This is a genomic window from Gluconobacter sp. P1D12_c (genome assembly GCF_018812105.1).
Classification (GTDB): Bacteria; Pseudomonadota; Alphaproteobacteria; order Acetobacterales; family Acetobacteraceae; genus Gluconobacter; species Gluconobacter oxydans_A.
Genome location: NZ_JACSIQ010000001.1, coordinates 302,498 through 326,438 on the forward strand (window position 1 = coordinate 302,498; position 23,941 = coordinate 326,438).

Annotated in this window: 19 protein-coding genes; 8 read left to right on the plus strand and 11 right to left on the minus strand. The window is 55.9% G+C overall.

All coding sequences use genetic code 11. The annotated features are described in order from the left end of the window. Positions 1-364: 364 nt before the first annotated feature. From KP705_RS01365 to KP705_RS01390, 6 genes are all read left to right on the plus strand, one after another. Positions 365-781, plus strand: coding sequence for a hypothetical protein (locus KP705_RS01365; RefSeq protein WP_046899693.1), 417 nt, complete (start codon positions 365-367; stop codon positions 779-781). Between the two features lie 215 nt (positions 782-996). Then, entirely contained in the window at positions 997-1,980 is a 984-nt protein-coding gene (locus KP705_RS01370; protein ID WP_046899694.1) for a GDP-mannose 4,6-dehydratase, read from the plus strand. Between the two features lie 9 nt (positions 1,981-1,989). After that, positions 1,990-2,901: a GDP-mannose 4,6-dehydratase gene (locus tag KP705_RS01375; protein ID WP_046899695.1), complete on the plus strand. Its 912-nt coding sequence runs from the start codon at positions 1,990-1,992 to the stop codon at positions 2,899-2,901. Positions 2,902-3,033: 132 nt separating this feature from the next. After that, positions 3,034-4,248, plus strand: a complete 1,215-nt coding sequence (locus KP705_RS01380; protein ID WP_235271704.1) for an HAD-IIIA family hydrolase — start codon at positions 3,034-3,036, stop codon at positions 4,246-4,248. A gap of 367 nt (positions 4,249-4,615) precedes the next feature. Next, positions 4,616-6,076, plus strand: a complete 1,461-nt coding sequence (locus tag KP705_RS01385; RefSeq protein ID WP_046899696.1) for a glycosyltransferase family 1 protein — start codon at positions 4,616-4,618, stop codon at positions 6,074-6,076. Further along, positions 6,073-7,446, plus strand: coding sequence for a glycosyltransferase family 1 protein (locus KP705_RS01390; protein WP_064273971.1), 1,374 nt, complete (start codon positions 6,073-6,075; stop codon positions 7,444-7,446). The genes KP705_RS01385 and KP705_RS01390 overlap by 4 nt, the downstream gene beginning before the upstream one ends. A gap of 73 nt (positions 7,447-7,519) precedes the next feature. Here KP705_RS01390 and KP705_RS01395 read toward each other — a convergent pair whose 3' ends face one another. The 8 genes from KP705_RS01395 to alkB form a co-directional block, all read right to left on the minus strand. After that, entirely contained in the window at positions 7,520-8,881 is a 1,362-nt protein-coding gene (locus KP705_RS01395; RefSeq protein WP_215763870.1) for an AarF/ABC1/UbiB kinase family protein, read from the minus strand. A 6-nt stretch (positions 8,882-8,887) separates the two neighbouring features. Continuing rightward, positions 8,888-10,705: a M3 family oligoendopeptidase gene (locus tag KP705_RS01400; RefSeq protein WP_215763871.1), complete on the minus strand. Its 1,818-nt coding sequence runs from the start codon at positions 10,703-10,705 to the stop codon at positions 8,888-8,890. Between the two features lie 90 nt (positions 10,706-10,795). Further along, a complete protein-coding gene (locus tag KP705_RS01405) occupies positions 10,796-11,290 on the minus strand; it encodes a DUF523 domain-containing protein (protein ID WP_211500061.1) in 495 nt (164 codons plus the stop codon). 88 nt (positions 11,291-11,378) lie between these two features. Then, a complete protein-coding gene (locus KP705_RS01410; RefSeq protein ID WP_215763872.1) occupies positions 11,379-14,042 on the minus strand; it encodes a pitrilysin family protein in 2,664 nt (887 codons plus the stop codon). Between the two features lie 137 nt (positions 14,043-14,179). After that, positions 14,180-14,632, minus strand: a complete 453-nt coding sequence (locus tag KP705_RS01415; RefSeq protein WP_046899702.1) for a hypothetical protein — start codon at positions 14,630-14,632, stop codon at positions 14,180-14,182. Further along, positions 14,629-15,819, minus strand: a complete 1,191-nt coding sequence (locus KP705_RS01420) for a nicotinate phosphoribosyltransferase (protein WP_046899703.1) — start codon at positions 15,817-15,819, stop codon at positions 14,629-14,631. The genes KP705_RS01415 and KP705_RS01420 overlap by 4 nt, the downstream gene beginning before the upstream one ends. Further along, the gene (locus KP705_RS01425; RefSeq protein WP_046899704.1) at positions 15,816-17,210 is read right to left on the minus strand and encodes a class II 3-deoxy-7-phosphoheptulonate synthase; all 1,395 of its coding nucleotides are present in this window, start codon (positions 17,208-17,210) and stop codon (positions 15,816-15,818) included. Before KP705_RS01425 ends, KP705_RS01420 begins: the two co-directional genes overlap by 4 nt. 48 nt (positions 17,211-17,258) lie before the next feature. Next, entirely contained in the window at positions 17,259-17,915 is a 657-nt protein-coding gene (gene alkB, locus KP705_RS01430; protein WP_046899871.1) for a DNA oxidative demethylase AlkB, read from the minus strand. Positions 17,916-18,011: 96 nt separating this feature from the next. Here alkB and KP705_RS01435 point away from each other — a divergent pair, with 96 nt between their 5' ends. Both KP705_RS01435 and KP705_RS01440 read left to right on the plus strand, forming a co-directional pair. Further along, positions 18,012-18,467, plus strand: a complete 456-nt coding sequence (locus tag KP705_RS01435) for a hypothetical protein (protein ID WP_046899705.1) — start codon at positions 18,012-18,014, stop codon at positions 18,465-18,467. A gap of 84 nt (positions 18,468-18,551) precedes the next feature. Further along, positions 18,552-19,373: an alpha/beta fold hydrolase gene (locus KP705_RS01440; protein WP_046899706.1), complete on the plus strand. Its 822-nt coding sequence runs from the start codon at positions 18,552-18,554 to the stop codon at positions 19,371-19,373. Between the two features lie 9 nt (positions 19,374-19,382). On the opposite strand, the gene KP705_RS01445 is transcribed toward KP705_RS01440, so the two are convergent. The 3 genes from KP705_RS01445 to KP705_RS01455 all read right to left on the minus strand — a co-directional run bounded on the left by KP705_RS01445 (position 19,383) and on the right by KP705_RS01455 (position 23,813). Further along, positions 19,383-21,422, minus strand: a complete 2,040-nt coding sequence (locus KP705_RS01445) for an FUSC family protein (RefSeq protein ID WP_046899707.1) — start codon at positions 21,420-21,422, stop codon at positions 19,383-19,385. A 75-nt stretch (positions 21,423-21,497) separates the two neighbouring features. Continuing rightward, a complete protein-coding gene (gene gorA / locus KP705_RS01450) occupies positions 21,498-22,898 on the minus strand; it encodes a glutathione-disulfide reductase (RefSeq protein WP_046899708.1) in 1,401 nt (466 codons plus the stop codon). 27 nt (positions 22,899-22,925) lie between these two features. Next, a complete protein-coding gene (locus KP705_RS01455) occupies positions 22,926-23,813 on the minus strand; it encodes a ferredoxin--NADP reductase (RefSeq protein WP_046899709.1) in 888 nt (295 codons plus the stop codon). Between the last annotated feature and the right edge of the window lie 128 nt (positions 23,814-23,941).

Consider the following 23,941-nt stretch of genomic DNA (forward strand, 5'->3'; position numbering starts at 1 on the left):
GGCCGCATTATCGACTTACGGCCCTGCACGTGAATGAACTCTCCTTTCACACCCTCCGGCTGTGATGTGGCGGAAAAAGACAAATCCTTTGCAGACAATCGCGGCATGCTCGCAATCGTGCTGACAGGCCAGGCTCGCGCCATAGCACTATGCAGGACAATTGCACTGAAGATACCCCAACCAACTGCCCTGCTCCGACGGGGTGAGCTCCTGCAGTCCCGCATTCTGACATCCGGAACAGCCGCATTTTCCCAGTAGGGCAAGTGATGAAATATCATTCATGACATAACATTTCTAAAAATGGATAGTGAAACTCGTTTTCCCGCGCTATGCAGGCCAGCATATTTCTGAAGGAAGACCGATCATGGACGTCCAGACGATCGAACAGACGTATAATCAGCTTCAGCAGCAGGCTCAGCAGTCTGCGCAGGCGCTCCAGGCGCTGGGAGCAAAGATGCAGACCGCGGCTCAAACCGGGGATATGCAGGCGCGCGAGTGGTCTTTGGACCTGCGGGAGTTGGCGCTCTCTTTTCAGGCTGAACAGCAACAGGTCACGAACCTGCTTCAGCAATTACACGCGGCACTCACAAATGCAGCGTCAAACCCGCAGCCAATGGCGACCGCGCAATCGCCATATGATGCTCAACCCCCTGTTCAGGTTGTTGGACAAGCGCAGGATAACGGATTTTTTTCGAATATCCTTAACTCAGGCTTTGCACGGTCCGTAGAAGCTGGTGCAGGCTTCAGCATCGGAAACGACCTGATTAAAGAGATTTTCTGAGTGTCTTCATTCTGCTGCGGCGCTTGAGGCGAGCTTTATATTCCTCCCCTCAATGGGGGCATACATTCGTGCTCCCATTAAATTGCCACCTTTGCCGAAGACACCAGGGTGCGCTCACGCATTGACCGTCTTGAGGCTGAAGCGCTAACCCACCACGAACTCATGCGGCCGGAAGACAGTCGCGGATCGGGACCGAAACCGGGATCAGGAAAACCATGACTACAGCGCTTATCACAGGAATCACCGGCCAGGACGGTGCATATCTCAGCCAGCTTCTGCTTAAAAAGGGCTACCGCGTTGTAGGTCTTCTGCGCCGCTCCGCCTCAGCAGATGTTGTCGGAGAAAGACTTCGCTGGCTCGGAATTATTGACGATGTTGAGCTGATCGATGGTAACCTAACGGATCTCTCTTCCCTGATCCGCATCATGGAAACCGTCCGACCGGACGAGATTTACAATCTAGCCGCCCAGAGTTTTGTTGCAGCGTCCTGGCAGCAACCGCTCCTCACGGGGAATGTGACGGGCATTGGCGCTGTCAACGTTCTGGAAGCAGCTCGTATTGTTCAGAGCAAAGCCAGATTTTATCAGGCGTCTTCATCTGAAATGTATGGCCTGATCCAGCAGCCGATTCAGAACGAAAACACCCCGTTCTATCCCCGTTCTCCCTATGCAGTTGCCAAGCTCTACGCTCACTGGATGACGGTGAATTATCGCGAAAGCTTCGGAATGCATGCATCGTCGGGCATCCTCTTCAACCATGAGAGTCCTCTTCGCGGCATTGAATTCGTAACCCGCAAAGTTACGGACGGCGTAGCGCGCATCAAGCTGGGGCTTGCGAAAGAACTTCCGCTTGGGAACCTGGACGCCACACGGGACTGGGGCCATGCCCGCGATTACGTTCGCGCCATGCATCTTATGCTGCAGCAGGACACCCCAGACGACTATGTCGTCGCGACCGGCCGCACGACGAGCATTCGTGACCTGTGCCGCATCGCGTTCTCTTACGCTGGGCTGAACTACGAAGACCATGTGGTCACAAACCCGGCTTTCCTGCGTCCTGCTGAGGTGGAAGTTCTCTTGGGGGATGCCGGCAAAGCCAAGCGCGTTCTTGGCTGGGAAGCTGAGACAACCCTTGAAAGCATGGTTGCCGAAATGGTCGATGCTGACCTGGCCCGCCATCGCAACCGAACGGCCATTTAAGGACGCTTCATGCGTATTCTTGTTACTGGCCAGCGGGGCTTTGTCGGGCAGCATTTAAAAAACCGACTGAAGGCTCGCTTTCCGCAAAGCGAGATCCTTCCGTCCAGTCCGGACATTCGGGATGCAAGAGCCGTCGATGCGGCTGTAGCAACCAGCAAACCAGATCACTGCATTCATCTGGCAGCCATCTCAAGCATTGGAAACGCCAGGCAGGACCCCGATCATGCCTGGCAGGTCAACCTGCAGGGCACGCTCCATGTTGCACGAAGCATGCAGCGTCATGCTCCGCAGGGCCGACTTTTGTTTGCGTCAACGGCTGAAGCCTATGGCTCCACCTTCCAGCGCGGAACTCCCGTCGCAGAAGAGGCAGCTCTTGCCCCTGGCAATACTTATGCCGCCACCAAGGCTGCCGCAGATCTGGCCCTGGGTGCTATGGCAAAGGAGGGCTTGAATGTCATCCGGATGCGACCGTTTAATCATACTGGCCCGAACCAGTCAGCTGATTTTGTCGTTCCGGCTTTTGCCTTGCAGATCGCCCGCATTGCCAAGGGGCTTCAGGCCCCAGAAATCCGCGTAGGCAACCTGGAAGCCCAACGTGACTTTCTGGACGTACGGGATGTCTGTGAGGCTTATCTTGACGCCCTGATGCCAGACAACGCTCTGGAACGCGGTACAATCCTCAACCTCTGTTCCGGACGGACACGCTCAATTCGTTCCATTCTGGATGATCTCATCGCCCTCAGCGGGGTCAAAGCCGACATTCTCACGGACCCAAACCGTTTGCGCCCTTCAGACACTCCCGTCGCCCGTGGTGATGGATCCTTAGCCAGACAGCTTCTCTCGTGGACACCTCGTATCCCCTGGGAACAAACGTTGAGTGATATTTACACAGACTGCTTGCAGCGCGTTGAAACTGACTAAACATATTCTACATTCACAGATTCTGCAGAACAGTGTTTCAAGTCGTACAACGTTCCTAAAGCAGACATCAGAAAAACACGCGCTTAAACTCTTCGGACCTTATCTGCGATCAAGCATAAGCGGACACCAATTGTGAGCCATTTTCCTGTCCGACAATGTGTGATTCTGCTCGAATTCAGAGAGCCGGACGTTGGAACAGATACACCTCCACACGCTCTCATGCAGTGTGGAGACAGACCGTTTCTGGCATGGCTCATGCGCGAAATGCAGCGTTTTGGAATAGACGATTTCCTACTGCTGGCGACAGAGCGGTCCGTACTGTACTTCGAAACTGCTGTTGAGTTGATCCGCTCACGCCTTCCAAAACCGGCAAACATTACTCTTCTAACAGTACCTCATCATGCGGGCAGTGGCGGCATGCTTCATCATGCGCGTCAGCACCTTCAGGAATGCTTCCTCTTTTGTTACGGAGAGGTTCTCTTTTCGGGCAATCTGGCACGGTTCCTGACGCATGCCGGACAAGGAAACTGGGCATTGCTGCGTGCGAACGACAGCGACGATCAAGAGAGTTTGGCTTGCTCGGGGGAAGACGACGAAAAGGTCGCTCCGTCTCTTTTAACAACACAGCACAGTTATCCAGCCGCCCCTGAAAAGAGCGGTATCTTTCTATTCGACCACTCCATATTCCAGTATCTGACGGCAGCATGCTCGCTAGAGCAAAACGTCCTGCCCGCTCTCGTTAAGAACGGTGTCCTGAGAGGTTTGTCGCTTCCCGGAGATGTTTGGGATGTGCGGCGACCAGAAGACCGAGCCAAAGCGAAGACGCACCTCCCGACCACACTCCTCCGTCCAGCGGTATTCCTCGATCGTGATGGCGTGATCAATCACGATCATGGTTGGGTTGGAACACGCGACCGCTTCGAATGGGAGCCGAATGTGCTGAAGACCATCGCGAAGATTACTGACAGCGGCCATCACGTTTTTATCGTGACAAACCAGTCTGGAATTGCCCGCGGGTTTTATACTGAGGACCACCTCGAACAGCTTATGAGTTGGGTGATCAACACAATTCGCGAACATGGTGGAACAGTCGATGACTGGCGATACTGCCCCATGCATCCGGAAGCCGTGGTGGACCGGTATCGTGGCCAAAGTCCGAACCGCAAGCCGTCGCCTGGTATGATACTCGACTTATCAAGCCGCTGGGAGTTAGACCCCGCGCGCTGCGTTATGTTTGGAGATCAGACTTCTGACATCCAAGCTGCCGAAGCCGCTGGAATGGAAGGCATTCGTGTTGGTCCGCTGCTTCTTTCGGAACTAGCCTCCCAGATAAGCGCATTTCAGTAACCAAAGAATTTTCTGGTGCTGTCAGATGCCTGCTTACTCAAATTTTCGCGGGCATTGGAGGTGGCCTAATAGAGCGAAGGCCGTGAAATCAGCTCTTCTTCGCGCAGAAGCCATTACCTTGGCACTACTGGTGCGTATCCGTCATAGTTGGACCTGATAACCTGCTCTCTGTCTTGTCTCTATATCCACAAATCCAACAATTGTGTCAGAATCAAAGTAATATCGAGAAATAAATAACAACTTCTCGATACCCAGGAAGTTAGACACGCGCCCTTGATCATCAGATGACACTTGTCATACAATCTTCGTTCAAAATAATTTGAATGAATGCCGTTCCTGTCGGCCAAACCGAAGCTAGCCTGGACCCATGAACAAAGATTACGTTATCTGGATCGACGTCGAAGACATCTTTCAGTACTTCGAAAATAATGCGCGTCCGAGTGGAATTCAGCGCGTTGTCTTTGAAATACTGCATGTCATCCGACAGCAGGCTGCCCAAAAACCTGGTATTGGTCGCATAGTTTTGACGCGACGCGGCAAAGAGGAAGCCTGCCTTCTCTCGTCAGTTACTTTTGAAGAACTGGAAGCGCTTTTCTCCGTCCGGTCGGAAGAAAAAATCACACTGCCCCGGACGACAACCGCCAAAAAAACGCGCCAGAACGCCCGCTCGCTCATGCGCAGCTTTCGTCACGCCGTTATCCGACGCCTGGAAAGTCTGCCGCCAGAGCTTGCCCGCCCACTCCTGAACATCGCTGTTAATCAGTTGCGCGCATTACAGCTCCTGAAACGCTACGCGCGTTCAAAGCTTCATCGTCCGGCATCAACTGCTGTACAGCCCACTCCTGTGGCTCAGCCCTCCTCCGCCTATATCGCTGCACACCCAGAGGCATCACCGAGCCCAGGGGATATTTTTCTGATCCTTGGTGCGGCATGGTCCGAGCCAGATTTTGGAGAGCGCCTGGCGCGCCTGCGCAAGGTTTTTGGTGTTAAGCCCGTTCTCCTTGTTTACGACCTTATTCCAGCCGTCAGGCCCGAATGGTGTGCTCTTTCGCTCATTTGCGATTTCCGTCACTGGCTGGACACAACGCTCCCGCAGTGCGGCCGCCTGTTAGCCATCAGTCATTCCACGGCTAGCAGCGTTGAGGAGTATGCACGCAAACAGCGCCTGACCTTGCAGGGTCCGGTTCAGACCATTCCGATTGGCAGTGGCTTTGGCCCTCCTCGACATGCTGAGGGCGAAAGACCCATGGGTCTTCCCGCGAAGGACAGCTATGTCCTTTTCGTCTCAACACTTGAAGCACGCAAAAACCATCTACTAGCGTTTCGGATCTGGCGGCGTATGGTCATTGACCTGCCACGAGATCAGGTACCAACACTCGTTTTTGCAGGACGCGTGGGTTGGCTGGTTTCCGACCTCATGCAGCAGCTTGAAAACACGGAGTGGCTGCGTGGGAAAATTCGCCTCCTGCGCGATCCAAGTGACGATGAACTGGCCCATCTTTATGACGGCTGCATGTTCACTCTTTTCCCATCGCTTTACGAAGGCTGGGGGCTACCAGTTACCGAAAGCCTCGTGAATGGCCGCCCCTGCGTAGCATCCAATTCAACCTCCATTCCCGAAGCTGGTGGCCCGCTGACGCGCTACTTTGACCCTGAAGACTTTGACGACGCCTATCGTGTTGTGCGCGGAGCAATCGAAGATCGGGCTGGTTTGAAGGCTTGGCAGGAACAGGTCAGAACCGAGTTCAAGCCCGTGCCATGGGAGGACAGCGCAGATGCAGTGTTGGATGCATGCCACGCCGCTTATCTGAGCGGAGGCCTGTCATGACCCTTTGGGTAGATATTGATGACCTGCTGTTCCATCTCCTGCATCATGGTCGTCCGAGCGGAATTCAGCGCGTCGTTTTTGAAATCTGCGCAGCCTTGCGGGAACTGCGTAGCCATGAAGTTCAGTTCGTCCGCCGTGGTGCAGACGCTGGGGACCCCCGTGGTTTTCGGACAGTAGACTGGTCTTCCATTGAAACTCTTTTCCGGCAAATCATGGAAGGCAGTAGTGCCCCGAAAGGGTCTTCCCGCTCAGCCGGTTCGTTCCCTGTTGCTCCGCCGATCGACAAAGTGGCATCGCAAGACGTTCTTTCCACTTTCCTGCGGGCAGAAAGCTGGGCGCTCAAAGAGCTTGTTACTGTCCCGCGCGCCCTCGGCCATTTTGCTCTGGAGCTCGGTCGGGCAAAAATGCAGGAGCGCCAGCAGGAAAAGCCAGCTGCCCAGTACGACGAGGGCACCAAACTCGCTGATGCGGCCCAATCAGGCGACGTTTTCCTAACTCTCGGCGCACCGTGGCATCATGCCAACTATGTTCAGAGTATTCGATGGATGCGCGACGAACTGCGCATGTCGTTTGGAATGCTCATGCATGATCTGGTTCCCGTTCGTCATCCCGAATGGTGCGATCGTGGCATCATCATCACGTTCAAGGCTTGGCACAGTGCAATCCTTCCTTTGGCAGATATGATTTTTGCCAACAGTGACGCAACTGCACGGGACGTTCAGTCTTATCTGGCGGAACAGGATGTGGGCACTCATGTCACGGTCCAGACCGTTCCACTCGGTACGGGCTTTGGCCTTGCCGATGCCCCCATGGCTCCTGAACAAATTATGCAGGAGCCATACGTTCTTTTCGTTTCCACCATTGAAGCACGCAAAAACCATGCCCTTCTTTTCCGGGTCTGGCGGAAAATGCTTGAGGAAATGCCCCTAGAAAACGTTCCCACGCTCGTCTTCGCAGGCCGCGAGGGTTGGCTGGTTTCCGACCTCATGCAGCAACTCGAAAATGCTGAGTGGCTGAATGGGAAGATCCGCTTCATCCAGAACCCTACAGATGCCGAGCTACGGCGCCTTTACGCTGATTGCAGTTTCACGATTTTCCCATCCTTTTTCGAAGGCTGGGGCCTGCCTGTAACGGAAAGCCTGTCCATGGGGCGCCCTTGTCTGGCATCAGGAACCACATCCATTCCGGAAGCCGGTGGCAAGCTGAGCCGCTATTTCAACCCCGACAATATCAATGAAGCCTACACGCTCATTCGTAAGACCATCGAAGACACCGAAGGCCTGAAAGCCTGGACGAAGCAGGTCCGCTCAGAATTCAAGCCAGTCTCATGGACTGAAAGCGCCAAAGCCATTCTCAAAGTTATAAACTGAGAAAATTGTCGATCATGGGCTTGGATAGAACTTAAAAAAAGGGCGTCTTCCATATGGAAGACGCCCTTTTTTATCAGAAGGACGACAGCGCGGGAGGTACCTTGGCTTTAGCCAAAGCTTCTTTCTGACGTGCCGCCAGAACATTCACGTCGAAACCGTCAATCAACTCCTGGAACATCTGATGCCAGTTCAGACGCGCGCCCAGACGGAGGAACGCACTTCCCAGGCCAATTGCCGAGCGATCCATCAGAACAAACTCACGAGGGAGCTTCACCCCTCCCGTTCGTTTTAACCCGTCATAGACCCTTTCCAGAACCTGCTTGGCTTCAGCTGGATCATTACTCTCCTGCATAGAGCAAACACGATCTGTCATCAGCGGCCGATAGAAGAAACGAGCCCACTCGTTCAGAACCTCAGCGGTCTCCCGCGACAGACCTTCGAAGCCCCACTTGCTATAGGCGTGGAAAGCTCTGTCTTCATCGTTATCCCGGAGCGCGGCAAACAGATCCACCACGCCCTCAACAAACCGAGGGGAGAAAATACGGACAGCGCCGAAATCCAGCAGGTTCAGACCGTAATCATCGCGCACAGTGAAATTGCCCATATGCGGGTCACCGTGAATGACACCATAGCGATAAACCGGTGTGTACCAAGCGCGGAACAACGCCCGAGCCATATCGTCCCTTTGTTCCTGCGTCGCTTCAGACGCCAGAACTGCCTTCATGCCACGACCAGACACCCAGTCCATCGTCAGAAGACGCCCGGTGGACAGTTCCTCAATGGGGGCCGGAACGGTCACAGTAGGGGTTTCGGACAGCATGTCCCGATACAGGCGCAGATGGCTGGCTTCCCGACGATAATCCAGCTCTTCCCGAAGGCGATCGGAGAGTTCGGTATAGACCTCGTCCTGACGGATCGTTGTCTCAAACCGCTTATACACGCCAAGAGCCGCACGGAACTGCCGTAGATCGGAATCTACCGCGCCCTGCATGTCCGGATACTGAAGTTTGCAGGCCACTTCGCGTCCATCAACCAGACGGGCCCGATGCACCTGCCCCAGAGACGCCGCCGCTACGGCTTCGTGACTAAAAGAGCGAAAGTTCTTTTCCCAGCCGGCACCCAGTTCCGCCGTCATCCGACGACGTACGAAGTTCCAGCCCATCGGGGGCGCATTGGCCTGAAGATGGGCCAGTTCCTCCGCATATTCGTCCGGCAAGGCACCGGGAATAGTAGAAAGAAGCTGAGCGGCCTTCATGAGCGGCCCCTTCAGATTGCCCAGCGATGATTTCAACCCCTCCGCGTGGACACCCTTGTCCGTCTTGATGCCAAGACGGTTTCCAGCCAGGCGCGCAGCGATGCCGCCGACTGCGCCAGATGTCCGAGCCATCCGGCGAAGTTCGCCCATCAAACCGGTATTATCGAGATCGCGCGCCATGTGCTCTCAGCCCTCCTGCTCGAGCTGATCAATCAGACCCGAGATTACATCCAGTCCTTTACGCCAGAAACCCGGATCCGTCGCATCAAGACCGAACGGTGCCAGCAATTCCTTGTGGCGAAGTGTCCCGCCGGCTTCGAGCATGGTCCGGTATTTGTTCGCAAAGCCGTCAGGCTGATCCTGATAGACGCCATACAGAGCATTCACCAGACAATCCCCGAACGCATAAGCGTACACATAGAACGGTGAGTGCACGAAGTGCGGGATGTAGGACCAATAAGCGTCATAATCCGGCGTGAAGTGGAACGCGGGACCCAGGCTTCGTTCCTGTACGTCGCGCCAGATGGAGCCAAGCTGCTCTGCTGACAGCTCACCCTTGGCCCGCTCATCATGCACGCGAACCTCAAACTGATAGAACGCGATCTGGCGGACTACCGTGTTCAGCATGTCCTCCACTTTCGCTGCCAGAAGATGACGGCGACGCTTTGGATCGGTTTCACGATCGAGCAAAGACTGGAAGGTCAGCATCTCACCAAAAACGGAGGCCGTTTCAGCCAGCGTCAGAGGTGTCGCCGAGTTCAGGTAGCCCTGCTTCTGGCCTGCAAGGATCTGGTGCACACCATGCCCAAGCTCGTGAGCCAGCGTCATCACATCGCGGGCACGACCATGATAGTTCATCAGAATATAGGGATGGACGGACGGTACGGTCGGATGGGCAAAAGCACCTGAAGACTTGCCCGGCGCAGCTTCCGCATCAATCCACGGATGCGTCAGGAAGCGGTCCACCAGTGTTCCAAGCGCGGGGTCGAAACCCGTATAGGCATTGAGAACGATCTCTTTGCCGCTCTCCCACGGAATAACCGTGTCAGCCACACCCGGCAGGGGCGCATTCCGGTCCCAGTGCTCCAACTTTTCTAGGCCGAGCCACTTGGCCTTCATTGCGTAATAACGATGGGACAGACGCGGGTAAGCCTCATCAACTGCGCTGACCAGCGCGTCCACAACTTCGTCCTCGACCATGTTGCCACGGTTCCGGCTGCTGGACGGACGCGGATAACCACGGAGCTTGTCCCCGATTGCCTTGTCCTTGGCGAGCGTGTTGGTAATCATCGTGAGCAGACGGGAATTGTCTGCCAGTACAGCGCTGATCTGCTCTGCGGCTGCGGCACGCCTGTCACGTTCAGCACTCGTCAGAGTGTTGAAAGCCGCACCGAGGGGCTTTGTCTCCCCATCAAGCGTGACGGTCAGGCTGGCCATGGTTTCATCGAACAGGCGGTTCCAGGCACTCCGTCCCGTTACGGACTTGTCCATCAGAACCTGCTCAACCTCATCCGAGAGCTGATAAGGACGGAATACCCGCAGATCCCGTAGGAACGGCTGCCATTTGGTCATTTCTGGCGCAGATGACACGTTGTCCAGAACATCGTCATCCAGACGGTTCAGTTCCAGCGAGAAAAAGAGCAGATCAGCGGAAATGTCTGTGACACGCTCCTGAATGCCCTGTGTGAAACGACCCCACACCGGATCTGTCGTATGAGCGGCAAAACCTAGCTGGGCAAAGGAACCGATGCGTCCCAGCCCTTCCTCGATCCGCTCATATTCTGCGAATGCCTTCGCCAAAGCAGTACCATCGGCCTGACCAAGCTTGCCTTTCCAGGTTTCGCTGAAAGCCCTGGCGGAGGATGTCAGAGTCGCGAAATCCTGTTCGATCGCCGGATCGTCCAACGACGCGTACAGATCGGACAGGTCCCAGCGCGGCGGAGCACCGTTCTCGGCCGAGGGGGCAGACGGGCCAGTGGCCGCTGAGAGATTTTGACTGTTCATATTTTGAATTTAGACGTCCCTGCCGCCGGGTCAAACGGGAGGTTGATGACAAATCGGTAGGAAATGCACGGACCCCATTCAGAGCAGTATTTAATGGGCCGACTGAACAGCAATCCTCAGATCTTCAATCGTGTCCTGACTGAAAACCTGAATCCCGTTCTGGCGGAGCAGCGCAGCCGTTACGCCAGCTCCGGCATGTTTCTGCCCGCTGAAACTGCCGTCATAAATCATCTGACTTCCGCAGGACGGGCTACCTTCCATAAGCAACGCGAACCCACATCCCTGTGCCTGCGCGACGTTCAGGGCAATCCGGGCTCCCGCTACGAACTCATCCGTCACATCTGCACCGGACGTGTCGGTCACACGCGCCTCGCCCAGAAGAACATCTTTGCCATCCTGCCGCGCCCCGATTTCCGCCGGGGGACGTGGAACGGGCATCCCACCTGCAAGCTCGGGACAGACCACAACCAGACGTCCCTCTTCCTGCCATTGCTGAAGCAGCGGGTGCAGAAGGGTCTTTGCCTTGCCATCATATCGGACTGGCTGACCCAGCAGACAGGCACTGACCAGAATTCGGTTCTTCACAAGCGGCAATATCCTGCTTTCGGAGCATCTGAGAATTCTGTTCTGATACCCTCATCTGCCTGAAAACAGAACGCCTTCTGGTTCTGCTTCAGTTCAGACCCGCCGGCATTGGCCCCAATATGAACGTCGCAAACCCATTTGGACGAATATAGCTTTTGAATGCCGCCTGAACGCTTTCAGGTGTCGCAGCCTGATAGGCTTTGGCGACATCGTTCAAATGCTCCCAGCCCAGCCCCTGTAATATCAGAACGTTATCAAGACCGCTTGGTGCAGTCATAATCGCATTTGAGAGAATCATATCGCGGATCAAATGAGCTTTGGCTCTGTTCAGTTCCTCAACAGGAACCGGCTTTGCCGCCATGATCTGCAACTCCTGCACAATATGCTGCCGCGCGACCTTCACAGATGCCGGGTCTGCCCCAAAAGCGAACACGTAATTTCCAAAATTCTTCTGCGAGGAGAGCTGTGACCCTACCGAATAAACATACCCTGTTCTGACCCGGAGATCCTGGTAAAGGCGGCTGTCAAACCCCTGGGTCAACATGACATCGGCCAGTCCCATGTCATAGCGCTGGGGGTCATTCCATCCACGCGCATTGATTTGCGCCATGATAACGGCATCCTGTGACCGAACAGGATCGCTCACGGACTGAGCGGCCGGTGTCGGATTAAAAGGAATTGCAGCCAGATCAACATCTGGCTTCGGCCCGATGGCCTTCCATTCGCCAAAGACCGCTGTGATCTTCCTGCGTGCCTCTTCTACAGAAATATCGCCAACAACTTCTATCGTCGTCATGTCCGGTCGATAAACAGACTGGTAATAGGAGAGCACGTCGTCACGCGTCAGACCCGAAAGACTCTTCACGCTCTGCACACGAAGCGCCGGAGAACCTGCCGGCATCATGGTCTTCATGATGCTTTGGTGGAAACGGTAACCAGGCGTCTGCTCAACACCCGCCTGCATGCGGATCATGTTCTGGCGCACAAGATCAAAAGCATACTGCGGAAACGCAGGGTGCAATTCGAGATCTGCCAGAATAGACAGAGCCGCGTCGAAATCCTGCGTCCGGCCACTGACGGAGAAATTCGTACCACCATGTGCATTGGCTGCCAGATCATCCAGACTTTTTTCCAGCGTCGCCCGATCCCGTGTGACTGACCCGAAAGAAAATAACTGACCTGTCAGAGAGCCAACACCCTCTTTTCCCGCTGGCGCCTGAATATCTGGGTTCGACCTGATACGTCCAAACAGAAAGACCGTTGGGCTGACATGCTTGGTCCGCACCACAATACGCAGACCGTTTGGAAGCGTGAAATCCGCATCCGGAGCTGCGTAAGCTGGAGGCGCGGGAACGTTATTAATCGGCTTGGCCCAGTCCGGAAGCGGCCCTGTCGCGCCGCCCTGACCGCCAAAGGATTCTGCGCCACCAAAGCCTTTCCCGGCAGGCGGTGTAGCGTGATCTGACGCCAGCATCGTCACCGCGACAGCGTGCTCCGGGTCCAGCAGCTTCCGAGCCAGCGCATTGACGTCCTCCACGGTTACTTTCGCAAAGCGATCAAAGGATGAATCAGGACTGTCAGTATTTTCCGCCGTTACAGCGCCAGACCAGAGACTGCCCAGTCCGGCAATGGAATTTTTCTCGAAGTCTTTCGATGCCAGCCACCGCTTCTTCATGCCCTCGACAACATCCGCCGAGACACCTTTGGTCCGGATATCCGCAAGTGTCGCCTTGAGAAGGGCCATGGCGGCTTTCGGATCACCGCCCCGGGGAATTGTCAGAGACGCCTCAACGGTTCCCGTATGAATGTCCCGGTCAACATCCAGTCCGGCCGCCAGCGCCTTATGTTGTAGAACCAGCGGATACATAGGACCACGATGGCTCGACAGAACAGCGTCCAGAAGAGCGACTGCGGGACCAGCGCTATCGCGAAGAGACGGCCCTCTCCAGAACAGAGCCACGATATCAACCGGATAGTTCGATTGCGCCTGAACCGACTGGGCCACAACTGGCGTAGCAGGAAGCGGAGGCCGGTCCGGAAGTGGTCGCGACGGAATAGAGCCAAAGATCCGTTCAACCTGCTTTAGGGTCGCCACGGGATCAACATCCCCGACAAGAACCAGAACCGCATTATTGGGAGCGTACCACCTGTCATAGAAATCCCGCAGAAGCGTGACATCGGTCGCTTCAAAAGAAGCACGCGTTCCAAGGGGTGAATGATCGTACGCGCTGTTCTCAAACAGAATGGGCCGTAACTGTTCTTTGACTTTGAAGCCCGGACTTGAAAGATCCCGCGAGACTTCCTGCTCAATGGCTCCCCTCTCCTTTGCCCACTGCCCCGCATCCAGTGAAAGATGCTGCATCCGGTCTGCTTCCATACGCAGGACAACATCCAGATCCTGCGCCGGAATCAGACAGTGGTAGCGGGTCAGGTCCGTCTCGGTGAAAGCATTGAACTGGCCTCCCAGCGTTCCCATCAGCGTTAAAAGCTGGTCTCCACTGAGAGACGGCGTTCCACGGAACATCATGTGCTCAAGCGCATGAGCTGTACCCGGAAAGCCTTTCGGAGCCTCGGCAGACCCTACCAGATAGGTCAATTGCACGCTGACGGCAGGGGCGATCGGATTGCGGACCACAACGACCCGCAAACCATTCGGCAAAGTTTCGCGCCCAATGTCTGCGCCATAGGCCGTTGAGCAGGCCAGACCCGTGAGCAGGGAAATCGCTAGAAATGTCTTTTGAAAAATATGCATCGACATGACTTCATAAGTGTATCGGTCAATGTAACGTAACAGTTACAGATCCCAAGTCATGTGGATATTTTGTGACCCCGCTCGGTGCGGGGATACCGCCCTTGTGAGACTACTGTTTCACAGGGGCAGCCATTTATTCAGTGACGAATAACTTCGTGGGTATTTTCGTCGTCTTCATCATCTTCGTCATCGTCTGGAGGACCAGCAATCTCGTCGTCATCCACGAGACGACGCGGATCAATAGCGCGCCAGTCGCGCTCCATGGGTGTCGCCCGATTGGCAACGAAGTCATCCAGTTCCGTGGAAGACTTCCAGCCATCATCTCCCGCATCAACAACTTCCGCGTTTTCACCAAAAGCCATCCAGCTTTCCAGCACTTCACGACTTGTCGCACCCGGAACACGGCAGCGCTCAATACTGTCTCGCACATAGGCGCGGGCGTAAGCATTGGCATGCATCAGGTCCATGAAGTCTTTTACAACTTCTACAGTGTCATCCTCGGATGCCCCGGAGAGATCGATGATCCTGACACTCCAGGACTGGCCCTGCCCGGCAGTTTCCGTTCCCGGGTTTTCGGCTTCGTCGCTCATGAGACCTCCTGTTCGGCTTTTGCCTTGTTCAGCAGAAATTCACGCCCAACCTTGACGCGAAGCGTGCCGTCATAGGCCACGATGTCTGCCGTTGCATAGGTCTCGGACCAACGATCCGGAATAAAAGAACCACTGCCAACAACGTCAATCGGCGCGTGAGCATCGCGCATGCTTGTGCACTTGGACACATTGAACCCTGACGACACCGTAATTTTCACTTTCGGAAAACCCGCCTCGTTCAGAGCTTCGCGCATCCTCCAGATCGCAGCAGCCGAAACACCCGTGCCAACCAGATCCCGCAGCTCTGCATCGGAGCGGTAGCGGCGGATCGTGCCTGGCGTGTAGCGTTCCAGCACGGCGTAAGACGACTGTGGGTCCAGCCCTTCCAGAAAGCGCCCACCATGCGTGTCGAGGCGGACACTCAACAGCCCGGCAGCAGCTTTTTCCGGGAAACGTCGGCAGACTTCCAGCGCATCCGTCACTTCCTGTCCGAAATAGTCCACCAAAATGGTCAGCGGATCATTCGGGTAGACTTCGGCATACATCTCGGCAGCCCGAAGCGTTGAACCTGCATACCCGATCAGGGCATGCGGCATGGTCCCAAGACCGCGCTCCTGACCAAAGAAGCCAGCTGTTGCATCATTGGCATTCCCAATGAATCCACGAGCCCCTTCCTTTTGAGCCGCACGGGAGCCGACGGCTGCCGCATAGCCCATTTGTTCCTGCATTTCGAAGCCAGCACAATGACGCGCTTCCATTGCCAGGAACGGGACTTCCGGCAAGGCCATCGCCATTTGATAGGCATTATGGGCAGCGACACAGGCAGCGCCAAGACGCTGAAGGAGCAGGGTTTCAAGAGGAGCAAGTTTTGTGAACGGGCCAGTCAGATACAGAAGCGGTTCGCCCGCGCCGACCCACTGCCCTTCTTCATAAACTTCGCGGATATGGAGATCGAAACTCTGGGCCTTGGCCACATTCCGCAGCCAGGTGACTGCTATGCCACAGGCTGCGATGACCGGGCGGCGGATAAAAACCGCATAGGTGACTTTCGCGTCACCAAAGTGTTCGACGATTTTTCGGGTTCGCCCGAAATAAGCATCGGTCCTGGATTCAATTGTTTGTTGATCCAGCGGGCCAATGGCACCGCTGGACTGTTCTAATGCGCTTTGAGAAACGGAAGAATTCATTCCTGCTTTCCTGCTCGTCGGCCTGTCAGTTCATGCGCAAGTAGAAACGCCATTTCAAGCGACTGTTCCGCATTAAGGCGTGGATCACAGAATGTTTCATACCGATCACCCAGATCGGCTTCCGTCAGACACTGGGCACCACCAATGCATTCGGTCACATCCTGACCTGTCATTTCAAGGTGGATACCACCCGGACGACGGCCTGCGGCTTCAAATACATCGAAGAAACCAAGCACTTCGCCCAGAATGCTCTCGAAGGAGCGCGTCTTGACCTTGCTGGACGTCGTAGTCGTGTTGCCATGCATCGGGTCACACAGCCATGTGACCGTACGCCCCGTCTTGATGACGGCGTCCAGAAGCGGCGGCAGATGCTCGCGCACCTTGTCCTTGCCCATACGCGAGATCAGCGTAATACGGCCGGCCTCGTCATCCGGGTTCAGGATCTCAAGCAGCTTTTCCAGATCGGCGACTGTGGTCGTCGGGCCAACCTTGATACCGATCGGGTTCTGAACGCCACGCAGGAACTCAACATGCGCGCCATCCGGCTGACGGGTGCGATCACCAATCCACAGGAAGTGCGCAGAGCAGTCATAGTAGTTACCGCTGGTGCTATCGATGCGCGTCAGAGCCTGCTCGTATGGCAGGAGAAGAGCTTCATGAGACGTATAGAATTCCGTCTCATCAATCTGGGATGCTGCACTGTCGAAGCCACAAGCCCGCATAAAGGACAACGTTTCGTCAATGCGATGGGCCAGATCCTGATAACGGGCCGCAAGCGGTGAGCGCTCTACGAAACCGAGGTTCCAGCTATGAACCTGATGCAGGTTTGCATAACCGCCGTTTGCGAACGCACGCAGGAGGTTCATCACACCGGCAGACTGGAAATACCCCGTTTCCATGCGGGCAGGATCAGGAATACGGGAAGCCGCCGTGAATTCCGGACCATTGATGATGTCACCGCGGTAGCACGGCAGCGTCACACCATCGATTGTTTCCGTATTGGACGAGCGCGGCTTGGCGTACTGACCCGCCATACGGCCAATCTTCACGACAGGCACCTTGGCGGCGAATGTCAGAACCACAGCCATCTGAAGCAGCACACGGAAAGTGTCGCGGACGATATCGGCCGTAAATTCGTCGAAGCTTTCCGCACAGGCCCCCCCCTGAAGCACAAAGGCTTCACCGCGGGATGCTGCGGCCAGACGCGTCTTCAGACGGCGGGCTTCACCCGCAAAAACCAGCGGGGGATATCGATGCAGACGAGCCTCGACAGCAGCAAGCGCAGCTTCGTCTTCATAAGACGGGGCCTGGACGATCGGACGGGAACGCCAGCTTGCAGGAGACCATGACATCGTGTTGTCGGACGTCTGGGTCTTGGTCGAGGGGTGCATTGAATGCCCTCCGGGGGTCGGGAAGTGAACAGAATTGCGGGGCGCTGTTTATGGCTGAAAAAGCGCCGGGTTGATAGCGCGAAAAGTTAGATTGTAACGCATGGCACCTGTCTGCTGATGGAATGTTTCACGCACGGGCGACACGCCGTGCCATGCCAGCCGAGACGGCCCGCCCCACACCACGACGTCTCCATGCCTCAGATCAAAGCGCCTGACCGGGTCTGTCTTCAGCAAGCCTCCAAACGCAAATCGGGCCGGAACCCCCAGAGAAACAGACACAATCGGAGACGCCAGGTCATCTTCATCCCGATCCTGATGAAGCCCCATCTTCGCGCCTGGCTCATAGCGGTTCACCAGACACGACCTTGGGGTGAAATCTGGAAATCCGACCTCCTGCGCGGCCGCGACCGCGATATGACGAAATATATCCGGCATATCCGGCCAGTGTTCGCCAGTCATCGGGTCGTGTCGAACGTACCGGTATCCACGGTTGTCAGTATGCCAGCCGCAGGCCCCACAACTGGTCATGGCAACAGACATTGAGCGACCACCCGGCGTCATCATGAAGCGGAAGGGAGAAATCTGGGAGAGAGAGTGGATATGCTGCAAAAGCTGGTCCGCAACGGAGTCGACAAAGCCTGGAAGCCAGACCGCGCCTGTCCCGAGCTCTGTGCGAACCCGCATTTCCGTAAAGAGATCCTCCACTGCTTCCTCCTGCTCCCGCCATTCAAGATGAAAAGAACTCTTGAACCTCAGCCCAAGCGGACCGATTATAAAAAAATATGCGGTTCTGCTTTCCATATGGTGATGGGGCCGTTGATTTCCATGATTGGTTCAGGACCAGATCCCATGCTGCCCTCTTCCCGCTTTTTCTGCCATGCCCTGCTGGCGACCGCTCTGCTGGGAGGGGTGGCTCAGGCTCAGAGCACGACTTTCGGTCAGCCCTACGAAACAGCCCCCCAGCAAAACAGCACCCAGTCTCAAGTGCCGGGCGCTGAACAAAAGGCCAATGGCGGAGAGCATTTCCGTGCCCGTGGCCACCGGTCTCTGCCACCTGGCTATCAGGATGCTCCGAGCACAGAATTCGAGCACGGGCCTGATCCGGACCATGAAGCCGGTGTGGAGCGTGATAGCGTAACTGGCGCTAATCTTTCCAAATTCGGGTCAGCCTATCAGGGCAGCAACAACACTCAGTCTGGCCAGCTCGGTGATGCTACCGGCAACGGTTATGTCGCACCACGCGGCAACGGCTGGTAAAAGAAACCAATCTCCAGCGCAGGGGTTCTGCTCTTCAGGATGCGGCTGGTATTATCCAGCCAGATCGTATGAGGAGCAGACTCCATGCCGTATATTACTGCTACTGACGGAACGAGCCTTCATGTGAAGGATATGGGCGTCGGACGCCCGGTTGTTCTGATCCACGGCTGGCCGCTGACCGGTGACATGTGGGAAAAACAGACCCTCGCACTTGTCGAAGCTGGCTATCGCGTCATTACCTATGACCGGCGCGGCTTCGGTCTCTCAGGCCACCCCATCAACTGCTACAATTATGACGTTCTGGCCGATGACCTTGCGGTCATTCTGGAACAGCTTGACCTGTGGGATGCAACCCTCGTGGGCTTCTCCATGGGCGGCGGCGAAGTTGCCCGCTATCTGACACGTCATGGTCGCTCAAGAATTTCAAAAGCTGTGCTTCTGGCCTCCATCGTCCCATTCCTTCTGAAAACTGCGGACAATCCGGAAGGCGTGGATATTTCTGTTTTCGATGGTATCAAACAGGAAATTCGACAGGATCGCTTTGGCTTCCTGAAGAGTTTTCTGCCGGGCTTTTATGGCACGACCATGCTGCACCACCCTGTCAGTGAGGGCGTGCTGGACTGGTCTTTCACACTGGCCAGCATGGCAAGCCCGATGGCAACGCTCGACTGTGTGGACGCTTGGGGAAAAACCGATTTCCGCAGTGACCTTCAGTCTTTCACCATTCCCACCCTCATCATCCATGGAACGGCTGATTCAGCGGTTCCGGCTGATATCGCTGGCCGGCGTGCCGCCGATCTGATTCCGGGATCGATTTTCCGGGAATACGACGGTGCTCCGCATGGGTTGTTCTTCACCCATGCCGAACAGGTCAATGCAGACCTGCTGGAATTCCTGGCGTCCTGACTTTGAAACTCAGGTTGTTGCCCTGAGAAACGCCCTGCTGGTCGGCAATTCTGATTGCACGATTAGCAGGGAGCCAATCGCTAATACAAGATCATGACGTATGGACGGATCCTGAGACTCACGCTCAAGAGCGTAAAGCTCCGCCAACGTCGGTTCAATCGTCGCGGCTGTGTGGGTGAGCGGCAACTTACGACGCAGAAGGTTTCGGATCAGCCCATCCACTGCAGCTACAGCAGTGTCTGGCAGGGCGCCATGCTGCGCCAGCTTACGCAGCATCAGAACGTTTCGCCCAACCGTCATGACCGACAGCGTTCCACGCAGCATTTCTTCGGCACGGTCACTCTCCAGAGATCCTGCAAAACGAACCGCACGCTCCATGCTCTGCGTGCCGTCATTGATCCAGACATATTCATCCATCACAACACCCGGCAACGCCAAGCGCCGCAGGCTGCGCTTGAGCTGATAGCGGAGCACTTCTGCTGCCCGACGCGGCGTAAATGGCAGAACCGCACGGAAGATGACCACGCCGGCCCCGAGGCCAAGCAGCAGCGCAATGGTCGTATTGAGCCATGACAGCTCATCCATACGCCCCTGATTGTCCATGCCTAGCAGGAAAGGAAAAAACGTACCGTACGACGCGGCCATGACTGCCGTGCCCGGATTACGGGTCGCAAGACCACCGAGCATCATGAAGAAGCCCACTGTCAGACAGAAAAACGCATAACTGGCTGTAACCGGCATCACGACAAAGACAGGAATGACGCTTGCCAGTGCCGCGAAAACTGCTCCGTAGAAAAACGCCGCGCTGAGCAGGACGGTATTTTCGAAAGTCGCAAAGCGGGCACAGACCACCGCAATAAAGGTCAAAAAGACGCTTCCCTGAGGCCACGCCGTCACTTCCCAGACATACGCCCCGAAAAGAAGCGCAGCCATGGTCCGAACCCCGTTTCGTGCAGCCGCGCGCCAGTCTGTGTTCCGGGTCAGGCGGTGACGCTCAGAAATCGGAGCACCATCTACGCTGGCACGATAGGAGCGCAGTGTTTCACAGAGGTCCGAAATCATGACCTCCACGCCGGTCAGAATAATGCCTTCATTTAGGGAATCTTCGTCGTCACGTGGCAAAACCGCCTGCATTCGACCTCGACATTCGGCCAGTAAGGCTTCTGTCTGAACAAGAGCTGCAATGCCGCGACGGTCGCTTTCCAGACGTGCTGGCAGCCCTTCAAGGGCAACCCCCATGTCGTGAAGAAACGGGAGAAGTGCTTCCGGAATATGAGACACAGACGTCATACGCGTCTTAAGCCCTAGTCCGCGCGACAGAACACGCGCCACGAGGCCCAGCGTCACATAGGCATGTTCGACCTCGTTGCCCTGACTGCGAATTTCGATCCGGGAGAACTCGATCTGATCGCTTGATGCCTGAAGCGATCCCATGAGGGCACAGAGCGTATCTGTGGCGTTGGCTTTCTGGTTCAGAACATCCGTCAGAGCACCGCTGGCTTTTGTAAGAATAGCCTGCAGCCGCTTCCGCAGTTCTTCGCGGGCCCGGTCTGCCACATTGGGAACGAACACCATTCCCATGACCGTCTCGCAGATCACGCCCAGAAAAATGTATGTTCCACGCGCCATGGCAATGTTGAACACATTGTCCGGCTCTTTGACGGCGCCAAGAGCAATGATCGTGCAGGTGTAGCCGGCAAGAACGAGTGCATAGCCTCGAAAGTTATGCGTCAGTGTGGCGAACCCGGCGCAAAGTCCGACCCAGATCGCCAAGGCAGGAAGAAAGAGCCAGGGATACTGCGGAAACATGCCCATCAGGGCGATGGCGGCAACCATACCGGCAACCGTGCCAACAAGACGCCAGCGGCCCTTGGATATACTTTCTCCGCGGGAATTTTGCGCGACAATCCAGACCGTCATGGCGGCCCATTGCGGCTCACCAAGTTCCATCCACAGAGCGATGGCCAGAGCCAGTAGCGAAGCAATTGTCGTACGCAGGGCGAACATCACAGAGGTGATGGACGGCGCAAACAGCCAGCCGAGTTTCACGCCTGCACCTGCCCTGCTGTATAATGGCTCATGATCTTCAGAGGCGGCAAAGGATCGTCATGAGCCATCGGAATATCAGTTCTGTTTGTCGGAAGAAGGAGGAACATGGCGCGTTGGCGTCCGCATGGTCACGAACTCCTCCGCACTTGTGGGGTGAAGGCCGATCGTGCGGTCCAGATCGCGCTTGGTCAGACCTGCCGTGACGGCAATGGCCAGCCCTTGGATGATTTCCGGTGAATCCGGACCAATCATATGGGCACCCAGCACGACCTGGCTTTTTGAATCCACAACCAGCTTCATGAACGCCTTGCCCTTACGACCAGACAGCGACTGACGCATCGGTGTGAAGGACGACGTATAGATATCGAGCGTGTGGTGTTCCGCAGCCTCTTCTTCTGTCAGCCCAACCGAAGCGAGAGGCTGACTGAAGAAAACAGCTTTTGGGGTCGTTCCGAAAGACCATTCACGGCCCGTCTCGCCGAACAGACGCTCGGCCAGAAGATGACCTTCGGCAATGGCGGTCGGCGTGAGGTTGTAAGTGTCGGTGACATCCCCGATGGCATAAATGCCCGGAACATTCGTCTTTGCATCTTCAATGCGCGTCACGATGCGACCGTCTGTGACCTCGACCCCGGCCAGATCCAGCCGCAGGGATGTCAGGTTCGGATGGCGGCCCGTCGCCATGAAGACGCAGTCGGAGTCGATGACCTTTCCGCCCTTCAGATGGAGGCGATACCCTTCAGAAGTCTTCTCAATCTGCTCCGGCGTACTGCCGGGATGAGACGTAATACCATTCAGTGGCACTAGCTCTGCGATATGGCGACGCATTTCCTCGTCAAAGCCACGCAGCGGCAGGTCCTGCCGATAAACGAAGTCCACCTGCGAACCGAGACCCGCAAAAATTCCTGCGAATTCAATTCCGATATAGCCGCTGCCAATTATGGCAACGCGCTCGGGCCGGTTCTCCAGATGAAACGCATCATCCGAAACAATCGCGTGCTCCGCACCGGGAATATCGAGGCGCGTCGGTGCACCCCCCGTCGCAATGACAATGTTCTTGGCACGAACGGTCTGAACCGCAGCATCCGGAGCAAGCTCAGACGGACCGATTTCAACCGTATTCGCATCCACAAAGCGTGCATCGCCCGTGAAAAGCTCAACGCCAGCCTTCTTCAGCATTGAGACGTAAATGCCATTCAGGCGCTCGATCTCGCGGTCCTTGGCATCAATCAGCGTGCGCCAGTCATGCGCTCCCGGAGTTACATCCCAGCCATAAGCGCGGGCATCGTCGATCTCGCGGCCATACTCCGCCGCATAAACCATCAGCTTCTTCGGCACGCAGCCGAGATTAACGCAGGTTCCGCCCCAGTGACGACGCTCCGCAATCGCGACGCGCGCGCCGTTCTGGGCAGCAATACGCGCACAGCGTACACCGCCCGATCCGGCTCCGATGACGAAAAGATCGAATTCCTGCATAAATCCCGGCCTTCCGTGCCTGTGGTCTCAGCGCTCTGCGAACGCCTTCTCGACAACATACGAACCCTGACGGCTCATGTTGCCTTCTTCGAAGCCCATACGCTCCAGAAGTGCTTCCGTATCCGCAAGCATTTCCGGCGAACCACAGATCATGACGCGATCATGCTCAGGGTCGAGCTTATCGATGCCCAGATCCTCGAAGATCTTGCCGCTTTCGATCAGCTTCGTGATGCGATCCGTGACAGCATAGTCTTCACGCGTCACAGCCGGGTAGTACTTCAGCTTCTCAGCAACGAACTCACCCAGGAACTCATGCTCCGGCAGTTCATGACGGATGTGGTTTTCATAAGCCAGTTCGCCAGAGATACGGACCGTGTGGCTGAGGATCACATTCTCATAACGCTCGTAGGCTTCCGGGTCCTTGATGAGGCTCATGAACGGCGCGAGGCCTGTGCCTGTGGACAGGAAGTACAGGTTACGACCCGGCTTCAGGTTATCAAGAAGCAGCGTCCCCACCGGTTTACGACCGATCAGAACCGTATCGCCCACTTTCACATGACGCAGACGGGACGTCAGCGGCCCCTCCGGCACGGCAATGGAGAGGAACTCCATGTGGTCTTCATAATTGGCCGATGCGATAGAGTAAGCGCGCAGAAGCGGCTTGCCCTCGACCTCAATGCCAATCATTGCAAACTGGCCGTTCTCGAACCGCAGTCCCGGGTCACGCGTTGTGGTGAAGCTGAAAAGACGGTCCGTCCAGTGATGAACGGTCAGAACCTTTGCAGGATACAGATGAGCGTATTCCTTGCTGGGTTCAGCCAGACGATACTGTTTCGGATGGCCTTCATACGGCGTCAGGCCCGTAATGGGTTCGTCGATCTCAGGAGTCGGGGCGGCAAAACTCGGGGTGGACATATCGGTTTCTGTCTCCGGTGTGGCACGGATAACAGGTCTCGGACCTGATAAGAGCCGGACCTTTTAGCGCAATCATCACGTTTCGGAAAACCCATCTGCGTTGAACCCGATAGCCGAATGACGCAAAA

Excerpts from the sequence above, each read along its gene's own strand:
- gorA (WP_046899708.1), bottom strand. The coding sequence starts at position 22,898 with ATGCAGGAATTCGATCTTTTCGTCATCGGAGCCGGATCGGGCGGTGTA.
- KP705_RS01375 (WP_046899695.1), top strand. The coding sequence starts at position 1,990 with ATGCGTATTCTTGTTACTGGCCAGCGGGGCTTTGTCGGGCAGCATTTA.
- KP705_RS01370 (WP_046899694.1), top strand. The coding sequence starts at position 997 with ATGACTACAGCGCTTATCACAGGAATCACCGGCCAGGACGGTGCATAT.
- KP705_RS01385 (WP_046899696.1), top strand. The coding sequence starts at position 4,616 with ATGAACAAAGATTACGTTATCTGGATCGACGTCGAAGACATCTTTCAG.
- KP705_RS01420 (WP_046899703.1), bottom strand. The coding sequence starts at position 15,819 with ATGAATTCTTCCGTTTCTCAAAGCGCATTAGAACAGTCCAGCGGTGCC.
- KP705_RS01440 (WP_046899706.1), top strand. The coding sequence starts at position 18,552 with ATGCCGTATATTACTGCTACTGACGGAACGAGCCTTCATGTGAAGGAT.
- KP705_RS01410 (WP_215763872.1), bottom strand. The coding sequence starts at position 14,042 with ATGCATATTTTTCAAAAGACATTTCTAGCGATTTCCCTGCTCACGGGT.
- KP705_RS01390 (WP_064273971.1), top strand. The coding sequence starts at position 6,073 with ATGACCCTTTGGGTAGATATTGATGACCTGCTGTTCCATCTCCTGCAT.
- KP705_RS01425 (WP_046899704.1), bottom strand. The coding sequence starts at position 17,210 with ATGCACCCCTCGACCAAGACCCAGACGTCCGACAACACGATGTCATGG.
- KP705_RS01455 (WP_046899709.1), bottom strand. The coding sequence starts at position 23,813 with ATGTCCACCCCGAGTTTTGCCGCCCCGACTCCTGAGATCGACGAACCC.
- KP705_RS01415 (WP_046899702.1), bottom strand. The coding sequence starts at position 14,632 with ATGAGCGACGAAGCCGAAAACCCGGGAACGGAAACTGCCGGGCAGGGC.
- KP705_RS01365 (WP_046899693.1), top strand. The coding sequence starts at position 365 with ATGGACGTCCAGACGATCGAACAGACGTATAATCAGCTTCAGCAGCAG.
- KP705_RS01435 (WP_046899705.1), top strand. The coding sequence starts at position 18,012 with ATGGTGATGGGGCCGTTGATTTCCATGATTGGTTCAGGACCAGATCCC.
- KP705_RS01395 (WP_215763870.1), bottom strand. The coding sequence starts at position 8,881 with ATGGCGCGCGATCTCGATAATACCGGTTTGATGGGCGAACTTCGCCGG.
- KP705_RS01400 (WP_215763871.1), bottom strand. The coding sequence starts at position 10,705 with ATGAACAGTCAAAATCTCTCAGCGGCCACTGGCCCGTCTGCCCCCTCG.